At 63.8% G+C, this 11,486-nt stretch carries 13 protein-coding genes; 7 read left to right on the forward strand and 6 right to left on the reverse strand.

The genetic code is table 11. The features are described from left to right. The 6 genes from DNK59_RS24060 to DNK59_RS24080 form a co-directional block, all read right to left on the reverse strand. Positions 1-1,078 (reverse strand): sugar transporter (locus DNK59_RS24060; RefSeq protein ID WP_110724893.1); only part of this gene is annotated, 1,078 nt, incomplete at its 3' end. Positions 1,079-1,193: 115 nt separating this feature from the next. Further along, positions 1,194-1,793 carry a TetR/AcrR family transcriptional regulator gene (locus DNK59_RS24065; protein WP_092313993.1) on the reverse strand — a complete coding sequence of 200 codons (600 nt, stop codon included), beginning with the start codon at positions 1,791-1,793 and terminating at the stop codon, positions 1,194-1,196. A 144-nt stretch (positions 1,794-1,937) separates the two neighbouring features. After that, a complete protein-coding gene (locus tag DNK59_RS24070) occupies positions 1,938-2,825 on the reverse strand; it encodes an alpha/beta fold hydrolase (RefSeq protein WP_110724885.1) in 888 nt (295 codons plus the stop codon). 22 nt (positions 2,826-2,847) lie between these two features. After that, a complete protein-coding gene (locus tag DNK59_RS24075) occupies positions 2,848-3,903 on the reverse strand; it encodes a sugar phosphate isomerase/epimerase (RefSeq protein WP_110724886.1) in 1,056 nt (351 codons plus the stop codon). A gap of 56 nt (positions 3,904-3,959) precedes the next feature. Then, the gene (locus DNK59_RS31825; protein ID WP_158288762.1) at positions 3,960-4,127 is read right to left on the reverse strand and encodes a hypothetical protein; all 168 of its coding nucleotides are present in this window, start codon (positions 4,125-4,127) and stop codon (positions 3,960-3,962) included. Between the two features lie 16 nt (positions 4,128-4,143). Then, positions 4,144-4,623, reverse strand: a complete 480-nt coding sequence (locus DNK59_RS24080) for an Lrp/AsnC family transcriptional regulator (RefSeq protein WP_110724887.1) — start codon at positions 4,621-4,623, stop codon at positions 4,144-4,146. Positions 4,624-4,747: 124 nt separating this feature from the next. On the opposite strand from DNK59_RS24080, the gene DNK59_RS24085 reads away from it, so the two are divergent. The 7 genes from DNK59_RS24085 to DNK59_RS24115 all read left to right on the forward strand — a co-directional run. Then, positions 4,748-6,001 carry a methionine gamma-lyase gene (locus DNK59_RS24085; RefSeq protein WP_110724888.1) on the forward strand — a complete coding sequence of 418 codons (1,254 nt, stop codon included), beginning with the start codon at positions 4,748-4,750 and terminating at the stop codon, positions 5,999-6,001. A gap of 116 nt (positions 6,002-6,117) precedes the next feature. After that, the gene (locus DNK59_RS24090; RefSeq protein ID WP_092313983.1) at positions 6,118-7,251 is read left to right on the forward strand and encodes a branched-chain amino acid ABC transporter substrate-binding protein; all 1,134 of its coding nucleotides are present in this window, start codon (positions 6,118-6,120) and stop codon (positions 7,249-7,251) included. Positions 7,252-7,835: 584 nt separating this feature from the next. Further along, the gene (locus tag DNK59_RS24095) at positions 7,836-8,381 is read left to right on the forward strand and encodes a phage tail protein (protein WP_110724889.1); all 546 of its coding nucleotides are present in this window, start codon (positions 7,836-7,838) and stop codon (positions 8,379-8,381) included. 35 nt (positions 8,382-8,416) lie between these two features. Then, the gene (locus DNK59_RS24100; RefSeq protein ID WP_110724890.1) at positions 8,417-8,989 is read left to right on the forward strand and encodes a phage tail protein; all 573 of its coding nucleotides are present in this window, start codon (positions 8,417-8,419) and stop codon (positions 8,987-8,989) included. A 30-nt stretch (positions 8,990-9,019) separates the two neighbouring features. Then, complete coding sequence (locus tag DNK59_RS24105) at positions 9,020-9,559, forward strand: phage tail protein (RefSeq protein ID WP_110724891.1); 540 nt, start codon at positions 9,020-9,022, stop codon at positions 9,557-9,559. Beyond that, complete coding sequence (locus DNK59_RS24110) at positions 9,559-10,095, forward strand: GNAT family N-acetyltransferase (RefSeq protein WP_110724892.1); 537 nt, start codon at positions 9,559-9,561, stop codon at positions 10,093-10,095. Before DNK59_RS24105 ends, DNK59_RS24110 begins: the two co-directional genes overlap by 1 nt. A gap of 115 nt (positions 10,096-10,210) precedes the next feature. After that, on the forward strand, positions 10,211-11,486 hold a 1,276-nt coding region (locus DNK59_RS24115; protein WP_177431294.1), incomplete at its 3' end, for a putative Ig domain-containing protein.

Genomic DNA, 11,486 nt, shown 5'->3' on the forward strand with positions numbered 1-11,486 from the left:
GTTGCCCGCCCACCCAACTGCCCAGCAGTGCGCCACCGCCGATGCCGATGTTGTAGATCCCGGAGAACATTGCCATCGCCACGTCGGTGGCATCCGGCGCCAGCACCAGCACCTTCGATTGCAGGGCCAGGCCGAAGCCCATGATCGCCATGCCCCAGACCACGCTCAGCGCCACCAGCGACCAGACCTGGCCATTGAGCGGCAACAGCAGGCTCAGGCACAGCGCCAGCAGCACCACCGCGGTCAGCAAGAAGCCCTGGGGGCTGTGGCGGTGCAGCACGCTGAACAGCAGCGAGCCGATGATGCCGGCGCCGCCGAACACCAGCAGCACCAGGGTCACCACCTCGCCGCCCAGGCCCGCCGCCACCTTGATGAAGGGCTCGATGTAGCTGTAGGCGGTGAACTGCGCCGTCACCACCAGCGCCGTCAGCACGTAGATCGCCACCAGCGCCGGGCGCTTGAACAGCAACGGCAGGCTGCGCAGGGAACCGGAATTCTGGCTCGGCAACAGCGGCAAGGTGCGCATCAGCCACAGCACCAGCAAGCCGGCCATGGCCGCAATCACGCCGAAGGTGGTGCGCCAGCCCAGGGCTTCGCCAAGCAAGCGCCCCAGGGGAATCCCCAGGACCATGGCCAGCGAGGTGCCGGTGGCCAGCAGGCCCAGGGCCTGCACCTGCTTGCCCGCCGGCGCCAGGCGCACCGCCAGGGACGCGGTAATGGACCAGAACAGGGCATGGGCCAGGGCCACGCCGATGCGACTGAGCATCAGCAGGCCGAAGCTGTTGGCCAGGCTGGACAGCACATGGCTGATGATGAACAGGCCGAACAGCACGGTGAGCAGTTTGCGCCGCTCGACGTTGCGGGTCAGCAGCATCACCGGCAGCGAGGTCAGGGAGACGATCCAGGCGTAGATGGTCAGCATCAGCCCGACCCGCTCGGTGGGCAGGTCGAAGCTGGCGCCAATGGCGCTGAGCAGGCCCACCGGCACGAACTCGGTGGTGTTGAAGACAAAGGCCGCCAGCGCCAGCGCGATGACCGGCTGCCAGTTGCCTTGGGGTGTCGCCGGGGAATCGCTCATGGGGGGCGTCGTACTCTGTCGATGATGAAGCAGGTCCAGGACCCGATATAAATGCACAACCCGGGCCAGCCCTACCGGGCCCCGGGTGGCGGAGCACAGTCCGTTGCCCGGCGCCTCAGTGCCCCTGGGCGCCGTCCGGCAAGACGTGCATGGCCAACGCCACGCCCTGCAACAGGCGCGCCGCACTGACGCCGTCGCGAGCCTGCACCGAAAGCCCGTGGAGCACCATGGCGTAATAGTCCCCCAAGGCGGTTGCATCGCTGTCGCGGGGTAACTCGCCGGCCTGTACCGCCGCTTCCAGGCGCTGGATGATGCTCGCGGTGCGCGCCCGGCGATGCTCGGCCAGCCATTCGCGCACGCTGTCGTTGTCGCTTGAGCAGTTCACAGCGGAGGCCACCACCATGCAGCCCCGAGGGCCCTCGGGCCGGGTGTAGAGCGCCACCGCGTCCTGCAGCATGCGCTCAATGGCGAGGTGGACGTCGGGTTCCTGCAGGGCCAGGTCGGCGAAGCCGCCTTCCTGGCTTTCATACAGCTCGATGGCCTCGCGAAACAGCGCCTCCTTGGAACCGAAGGCGGCATAGATGCGCGCCGAGGCAATGCCCAGGGCCGCCACCAGGTCGGCCATGGAGGTGGTTTCGAAACCACGGGTCCAGAACAGTTCCTGGGCCTGGCGCAGTGCCTGGTCACGATCGAATTCGCGGGGTCTTCCAGCCATGGGGGTCGGGTATCTCGTCAGGACAGGGAGGGTGTTCGGCGCGGGCCGAACAGCCGGTTGGCGCAGCGCGCCGGGACGAAATGATATTAGATTTGCCCCGGCCGCGGCCATTTTCCGTGCCCGCGGCCGTGCCTGCGCCGTGCCTCAGTCACGGCCCTCCTGCAGAAACGGCAGCAGCAGCGCGAGAAATTCCTCGGGTGCCTCTTCCATGATGAAGTGCCCGCAGTCCGGCACTATGGCGCCGCGCAGGTCGCTGGCGTGGCCTTGCAGGGTCAAGAGCGGCGCATCGTTGGTGGCGTGTTCGGCGCCGATCGCCAGCACCGGCATCGCCAGCGGGCGCCGGGCCCGCTGTTGGTTCTGGCGCACCGTCTCGGGAATCGCCCGGTAGTAGGCAAAACCCGCCCGCAGCCCGCCCGGCGCCGTATAGGCGTCGATGTAGACCTCGGCGGCCACCGCCTCGCGACGATGGGACCAGTGGTCGAAGATGTAGCTCAGGTAGGCCCGTTCGCGCCCGGCGATCAGTGCCTCGGGCAGATCCCGCAACTGGTTGAACATGAAGTGCCAGAGAAAGATGTTCTGCTCCGGCGCGACGAAAATCGGCGGCGCCTCCGCCAACCCGGGGATCACCGCCTCGGTCAGCGCCAGGCGCTCCACCGCCTGCGGCCGGTCGCTGGCCAGGGCGTAGGCGATCCACATGCCGACGTCATGGCCGACCACGCTGTAACGGGCAAAGCCCAGTTGCAGCATCACCTGGTGCAGCACCTCGGCCACGTGGCCGGTGTCGTAGCCCTGCTCCGGGCGATCGGACTGGCCGCTGCCCGGCGGGTCCACGGCGATCGCCTGGAACCCCTGGGCCGCCAGGGCCCGGATCACCCCGCGCCAGGCATACCAGGTCTGTGGCCAGCCGGGAATCAGCAGCACCGGGCGACCGCTGCCGGCGCTGACGCAATGGATACGCTGGCCATCGATGCGCACATAGCGATGGGTCAGGCCGTCGGTGTCGGCCTGGGTGTTGTCCGTCAAAGCATTCATGGGGTTTTCTCGCTGAGGGGGTTCAGGCCATGCCGAGCATGGCGTTGATTTGTTGGCGGTCGATCCGTGCACCGGCGAAGTCGTCGAAGATCCGCTCGGTGACCTGGATCATGTGGCGGTTGATGAACTCCACGCCTTCCCGGGCGCCGTCTTCCTGGTCCTTGAGGCAGCACTCCCATTCCAGGGTCGCCCAGCCCGGGTAGTCGTATTGCGCCAGCTTGGAAAAGATCCCCTTGAAATCCACCTGGCCGTCGCCCAGGGAACGGAAGCGCCCGGCGCGCTCGACCCAGGAGCTGTAGCCGCCATAGATGCCCTGGCGCCCCGTGGGATTGAACTCGGCATCCTTGACGTGAAACATGCGGATGCACTCGTGGTAGATGTCCAGGTAGCTCAGGTAGTCCAGCTGTTGCAGCACGAAGTGGCTGGGATCGAAGAGGATGTTGCAGCGTGGGTGCCGGTCCACCAGTTCATAGAAGCGCTCGAAACTGGTGCCGTCGTGCAGGTCCTCGCTGGGGTGGATTTCGTAGCACAGGTTGACCCCCTGCTCGTCGCACGCATCGAGGATCGGCCGCCAGCGCCGCGCCAGCTCGTCGAAGGCGGTTTCGATCAGGCCTTCGGGGCGCTGCGGAAAAGGAAACAGGTAAGGCCAGGCCAGGGAGCCGGAGAAGGTCCCCAGCTCACTCAGCCCCAGGCGCCGCGAAGCCTTGGCGGCAAGCTTCATCTGCGCGATCGCCCACTCGGTCCTGGCTTGCGGCCTGCCCCGCAGCGCCTCGGGGGCGAAGTTGTCGCACATCGCGTCGTAGGCCGGGTGCACCGCCACCAGCTGGCCGAAGATATGGCTGGTCAGCTCGCTGATCTGCAGGCCCTTCTGTGCCAGTTGGCCCTTGAGTTCATCGCAATAGTCCTGGCTCTCGGCCGCCGTGGCGACATCGAACAGACGCGCATCCCAGGCGGGAATCTGCAGCGCCTTGAAACCCAGGTCGGCGGCCCATTGGGCAATCGCCGGCAGGCTGTGGAAGGGCGCGCTGTCGGCAGCAAATTGCGCCAGGTGCAGGCTGGGGCCCTTGAGGGTTTTCATTGAATCGCTCCTATTCTTTGTTGGTTGACAAAGAATAGGGAGGCGCTGCTGTCGCGTCAATCATCGCGCTGCGGAAAATTCATTTCCGGCACATGGGTGAAGCGCAGGAACGGGCTTTTGGCCAAGGCCTGGATCAGGCATGCAAGGGCTCGACAAGGCAAAAAAAAGCCCGCGATCAAGATCGCGGGCGCGCTTTGTTTCACCTGGCAATCACCGCCGGGCATGCACCTGGTCCCGGCCTCAGCCGCCGGGTTGCGGCACCGGGATCTGCCGCAACGGCTTCACCGACTTGAAGGAAAAACTCGAGTAGATCTCTTTCACCGCCGGCAGGGTCTGCAGCACTTCGCGGGCGAATTCGCCGAAGGACTCCAGGTCCCTGGCCAGCACTTCGAGGAGAAAGTCGTAGCGTCCGGAGACGTTGTGGCAGGCGATGATTTCCGGAATTTCCAGCAGCCGCTGTTCGAAGGCCCGGGCCGTTTCCCGGGAGTGGGATTCCATCATCACGCTGACAAAGGCGGTGACCCCATAGCCCAGTGCCTTGGGTGAGAGGATGGCCTGGTAGCCGCTGATCACCCCGCTTTCCTCCAGCAATCTGACCCGGCGCCAGCACGGCGACGTGGTCAGCGCCACGCTGTCCGCCAGCTCGGCGTTGGTCAGCCGGGCGTTGTCTTGCAGGGCGATCAGCAGGGCCTTGTCGATACGATCCAGAGCTTCGGGCATGTTTTGCCTCTATATCTTGTTTTTATGGTTATTTATTTCAATAAAGCGATTTTACAAGGGCAAGATTAGAATTTATTGCGCCGGATTTGAGCATAGCATTAGAGCAAATCCGGGAGCGTTCACCATGCACAATAAAAACAATGACCTTGGTTTTTCCACTCGCGCCATCCATCACGGCTACAACCCGCAGGAGCATCAAGGCGCGCTGATCCCGCCGATCTACCTGACGTCCACCTTCACCTTCGCCACAGCCGAATACGGCGCCGGCTGCTTTGCCGGTGAACAGCCCGGCTACTTCTACACCCGCATCGGCAACCCGACCCTGGCGCTGCTGGAGGCGCGCATGGCGGCCCTGGAAAACGGCGAAGCCGCGGTGGCCTTCGGCTCCGGCATGGGGGCGATTGCCGCGACCCTGTGGACCCTGTTGCGCCCCGGCGACGAAATCATCGTCGGCCAGACCCTGTACGGCTGCACCTTCGCCCTGTTGCACCATGGCCTCGCCGAGTTCGGGGTCAAGGTGCGCCATGTCGACCTGACCGACCTGGGCGAGCTGCGGGCGGCCATCGGCCCGAACACGCGGATGATCTATTTCGAGTCCCCGGCCAATCCCAACATGCAATTGGTGGACATTGCCGCGGTGGCGCAGATCACCCACCAGTACCCGCACATCACCCTGGCGGTGGACAACACCTACTGCACCCCTTACCTGCAGCGGCCACTGGAACTGGGCGCCGACCTGGTGCTGCACTCGGCCACCAAATACCTCAGCGGCCACGGCGACATTACCGCCGGCATCGTCATCACCCGCCAGGCCCTGGCCGAGCGCATCCGCCTGCAAGGCCTGAAGGACCTGACCGGTGCGGTGCTTTCGCCCCAGGACGCCTTTCTCCTGATGCGCGGCCTCAAGACCCTGGCCCTGCGCATGGAGCGCCATTGCGCCAACGCCCAGGCCATCGCCAGGTTCCTTGAAGAGCACCCGGCGGTGGCCACAGTGGCCTATCCCGGGCTGGCATCCTTCGCGCAACACGCCCTGGCCACGCAGCAGATGAAACTGCCCGGCGGCATGATCGCCTTCGAACTCAAGGGCGGCCTGGCCAGCGGCCAGCGCTTCATGAACGCCCTGGGCCTGTTCAGCCGCGCGGTCAGCCTGGGGGACGCCGAATCCCTGGCCCAGCATCCGGCGAGCATGACCCATTCCACCTACACCCCGCAGGAGCGCGCCGAACACGGGATCGCCGAAGGCCTGGTACGGTTGTCGGCGGGCCTGGAGGATATCGCCGACCTGCTGGCCGACATCGCCCAGGCCCTGGACGCCAGTGCCGAGCCCGGCATCAGCCGCCCGGTCCTGGAGGTCGTGACCGGCAAGGCCCTGCCTTGAGCAGGATCAACACGGCCGGCCCGCCAGCCCGCTACAACAGCCTGCCGCCCCTCGGCGGCGGGCATGGCAACACCCGCAACACCCTTGAACCGTAACCCACAGGAGTGGAACACCCCATGAGTCGTATCAATAACAAAACCACCCAACTGCTCAGCGCCATGATCCTTGCCGGTTTCGCCTGCCATTCCCTGGCCGCCGACAGCATCCGGATCGGCATCGCCGGGGCCAAGACCGGCCCGGTGGCGCAATACGGTGACATGCAGTTCAGCGGCGCGCGCATGGCCATCGAGCAGATCAACGCCAAGGGCGGCGTCGACGGCAAGCAACTGGTGGCCGTGGAATACGACGATGCCTGCGACCCCAAGCAAGCCGTGGCCGTGGCCAACAAGGTGGTCAATGACGGCGTCAAGTTCGTGGTCGGGCACCTGTGCTCCAGCTCCACCCAGCCGGCATCGGACATCTACGAAGACGAAGGCATCGTGATGGTGACCCCGGCCGCCACCAGCCCCGAGCTGACCGCCCGGGGCTACAAGATGGTGTTCCGCACCATCGGCCTGGACAACGCCCAAGGCCCGGCGGCGGCGCGCTACATCGCCCAGCTCAAGCCGAGCAATGTCGCGGTGCTGCACGACAAGCAGCAATACGGCGAAGGCATCGCCAGCTCGGTCAAGGACATCCTGGGCAAGGAAGGCATCAAGGTGGCGATGTTCGAAGGCATCAACGTCGGCGAGCGCGACTACTCGTCGATCCTGGCCAAGCTCAAGCAGGCCAATGTGGATTTCGTCTACTTCGGCGGCTACCACCCGGAAATGGGCCTGCTGTTGCGCCAGGCCAAGGAAAAGGGCCTGACCGCACGCTTCATGGGGCCTGAAGGCGTGGGCAACGACTCGATCTCGCAGATCGCCAAGGATGCCTCCGAAGGCATGCTGGTGACCCTGCCCAAGTCCTTCGACCAGGACCCGGCCAACAAGGCCCTGGTGGAAGCCTTCGAAGCCAAGAAGGAAAACCCCAGCGGCCCGTTCGTCCTGCCGTCCTACTCGGCCGTGGAAGTGATTGCCGGGGGCATCGCCGCGGCCAAGAGCGAAGACCCGGAGAAAGTCGCCGAGGCGATCCACAAGGGCACCTTCAAGACCCCGACCGGCGATCTGAGCTTCGATGAAAAAGGCGACCTCAAGGACTTCAAGTTCGTGGTCTATGAATGGCATTACGGCAAGCCCAAGAGCGTAGCGGCAGAAAACGCCGGGCTCTAGACCAGTAGCGGATGCCGCCTCTTTTCAAGAAGAGGCGGCACCTCTCGGGCAACATGGGCAGTCCAATAAGTTCAACTAAAACAAAGTCTTGGCAAAATACCCGGCATCCCGGAACAGCAGAATAACCTACAGTATTACTCAGTAATAAAGCTTTTAGCGAAGCGCAACTAATCCAATGTTCATTCACACTTAAAACAGCAACCACCCCTCCTCTTCCGGACTAGCCAACCGACACTTTAGACGCATATCGTTAGCTAGCTTAGTTTGATAAAGGCCACCCCGCAAAACTCAACACCCCCCTTCAAGAACCTCCCCCTCCCGGCCACAGCCCAAGCCCTGCGGCGGCCGCCATTGAAACGAAGAGTTCGCGCAGCAACGCCTGGAAAGCATTTCCCTCTGAAAACCCCGAACCAGAAACCCAACTATGCGCACTTGAAAGAGACGCTCATTAAGTTTCACCAGACAAACTAAAATAGTATTTGCGCATTAAATTAACTTTTGTTTATCGTGCGCTCACGCAGGCTGCTACTCTTCTAGCGGTGACGGATTTACAGCGTCAATATCTTGTTCAAGGAGAAAAGAACATGGAACCCTTTCTCGGTGAAATTCGTCTGTTCCCCTGGGGCTGGGCACCTCAAGGCTGGCTTCCCTGCGAGGGGCAGATCCTGCCATTCAACAGCAACGTGGCGCTGGCATCCCTGCTAGGCAAAACCTTCGGTGGCAACGGCACCACCACCTTCGGCTTGCCGGACCTGCGTGGCCGGGTAGCCCTGGGGCAAAACTTCCAGGCCTCAAGCAACCCACCGATCATGGATACCCACCTACTGGGCAGCCAAGGCGGCACGGAAACAGTATCCCTGCCCCTGACTTCCCTGGCCCTGCACACCCATACCACCCACGTCTCGAGTGCAGTCGGCACCTCAGGCCCTCAGAACAACATCCCCGCCATCAGTTCAAAGACCAACGGCCAAGAGGCAAAACCGACTTATGTCCCGGCGACAACCGACCTGGTCGCTCTCAACAGCGCCACCGTGGCGCCGACCCTGGGCTTGCCCATGACGAACATACAGCCCTCGATCGTCGGGTGTTTCTGCATTGCCACGACGGGTATTTACCCACCGCGCCAATAACCGCTGTCTACAGACCCTCAAGCAAGGAAACTGACATGTCTGAAGCATTTGTCGGAGAAATTCGCATGTTTGCCGGCAACTACGCGCCCGAGGGCTGGGCGTTTTGTAACGGCGCACTCCTGCCGATCAGCAACTATGAAGCCCTCTATTCGTTACTGGGAACCCTCTACGGCGGTAATGGCGCCACCACATTCGGCCTGCCGGATTACCGCGGCCGCCTCCCCGTGGGCATGGGCAGCGGCCCGGGCCTGACCCCAAGAACGCTGACGAGCACCATGGGCCAAACCACCGTCACCATGACCCCGGAAAACACGCCAAGCCATACCCACGCTTTTATGGTGAGCACCCTTGCTGCCACCTCGGCGAATCCGTCCCCACCGACTGATCCCAATAAAATGACCTTCGGCGAGTTCGATGCGGCCGGCATCATTACCGGCTTGTACAGCAAGGGAACCGGCACGTCCCCCACCTACGCGCTGAATTCGGGCTTTCTCGACAAGGCACAAACCAACAATGCCAACGCAACCGCCCATGACAACCTGATGGGCTCATTGACGGTCAGCTACATCATTTGTCTGGTCGGCCTGTACCCGACTCGCAACCAGTAACGTTAATCACTCAATCTGGAATGACCGATCATGGACGCTTTTACCGGTGAAATCAGACTGTTCCCCTACAACTTTGCCCCGCAAAACTGGGCCTATTGCGACGGTTCGCTCGTCACTGTCCAGCAGTATCCCGCGCTCTACTCGGTGATTGGCACGCTTTATGGCGGCACAGTAGGGCAGAACTTCAAACTGCCCAATCTCAGCGGACGCGTTGCCATGGGGTCCGGCGGCACCATCGGCACCAACGTCGGCAACCTGTTGGGCGCCGATCGGATCGTGCTGTCGGCCAGCAATATCTGCTCTCACAACCACCAGGTATGGGCCAGGGATGGCAGCGAAACAGCGGCGGCCCTGGACACCCCCAATAACACCGCCTATCTGGCGCAGCCGCGCAATATCCGCCTGTACAACAGCACCGTTCCGTCGACGAACGACCCAAAACTGGCCATGGGCACCATTGGGCCGGCCGGCAGCGCCACACCGCCGCCAACGCTGCGCAACACCATGCAACCCTTCCTGACACTGTGCTATTGCATCTGCCTCGATGGCGAGTACCCGATCAGATCCTGATGACTTACTGCACTCACCGCCAACCGCCGACGAACCAGGTGGTCGTACTGCGCCAGCAGGACGACCACGACCGGCCCTTTCTGCAGGAACTGTACCTGTCGCGCCGCTGGGCCGAAGTCAGCGCAGTACCGGGCTTGAATGACGCCCAACGCCGCGCCTTCCTGCTTGCCCAGGCCGAACTGCAACGTCAGCACTATGAAAAACACTACCCGGCAGCGAGTTTCCTGATCATCGAGCAGGCCGGCACACCCATCGGCCGCCTGTGCGTGAATCGCCAGGCCCATGATCTGCGCATCGTCGATATTGCCCTGCTCCCGGCCTGGCACGGCCAGGGCATCGGTACGCAGTTGCTGCGCACCCTGCTTGCCGAAGCGGATGCCGAGCGCCAGTCCTGCAGCCTGAGTGTCGAACAAGGCAACCCGGCCCGCAGGCTCTATGAACGACTGGGCTTCGAGCCCGGTGCCAACAGCGGCCTTTATACCCAGATGCAGCGGCCCGCCAGGCCGGTTGCCAAACACAACCTCGACAACCCTTGAGCGCCAAGCAAAACCAGCCCATTGGGCCGGCTGTAGCCGTGCTGTAACCGCTGGACCTTTATCAACAATCAAGCTGGATACGACCCACACACCGGTCGCAAGGCAGGAAGCCCTCATGAGAACACCACTTACCGCGCTAGGTACCTGGGTAAAACGCCCGCTGATTGCACTCTTCATGCTGCTGGTCATGTTGACCCTGGCCAACCAGGCAATGGCCGCTGCGCCCGTGATCACCAGTCCGGCGACGGGTACGACCTTGCCTAGCGTAGCGGTAGGCCAGTCCATGAGCATCCTCATCAGCTCCACCGGCGGCGCCATGCCGCTGGACAAATGGGTGGAGTGCGATGCCAACGACCCAGACTACGATGGCGTGACGCCCTGCCTGCCAGCGGGACTGATCCTCGACCCGTCACCGGGCAGCTCGACCACCACGCTCCACGGCGCGCCAACCACGGCCGGCACCTACACATTCAGCATCACCCTCAATGACGGCCTGAATCAGGGCGGTGTCGCCACCTATACCCTGGTGGTCACCAGCTCCGCGGCGCCGACCCTGACTTCCGCTGCGCCGAACACTGGCACCACTGCCGGCGCCACCTCCGTCACCCTGACCGGTACCAATCTGACCGGCGCCACCGCCGTGAGCTTTGGCGGAACGGCGGCCACCGGCTACACCGTCAACAACGCCACCACCATCACCGCCACCACCCCGGCACACGCCGCCGGCGCGGTGAACGTGGTGGTCACCACGCCAGGGGGCACCGCGACCCTGACCAACGGCTATACCTACACCGTACCGGCCCCGGTCGCCGGCCCGGTCAGTGCCACGGTCGCCGCCAACAGCAGCGCCAACCCGATCACCCTGGCCCTCAGTGGCGGCGCCGCCACCAGCGTTACCGTGGCCAGCGCCGCCAGCCATGGCACCGCCACGGCCAGCGGCACCAGCATCACCTACACCCCGCCCGCCGGGTTCTCCGGCTCCGACAGCTTCACCTACACCGCCACCAACGCCAGCGGTACTTCCAGCCCGGCCACGGTGACCATCACCGTCAGTGCGCCGAGCATCAGCCTGAGCCCCACGACCTTGAGCGACGGCACCGTCGGCAGCGCCTATAGCCAAACCGTCAGCGCCAGCGGCGGCACCGCGCCCTACACCTACGCCATCACCGCCGGCAGCCTGCCGGTCGGCCTGGCCCTGAACACCAGCACCGGTGCCATCAGCGGCACACCAAGCACCGCCGGCACCCTCAACCTGACCGTCACCGCCACCGACGCCAACAGCGCCACCGGCTCCCAGGCCTACACGCTGACCATCAACGCCCAGGCCCCGGTAGCCAATGCCGTCAGCGCCACGGTCGCGGCCAACAGCAGCGCCAACCCGATCACCTTGA

Source organism: Pseudomonas sp. TKO26, from assembly GCF_003225665.1.
In the GTDB taxonomy this organism is placed as follows: Bacteria; Pseudomonadota; Gammaproteobacteria; order Pseudomonadales; family Pseudomonadaceae; genus Aquipseudomonas; species Aquipseudomonas saponiphila.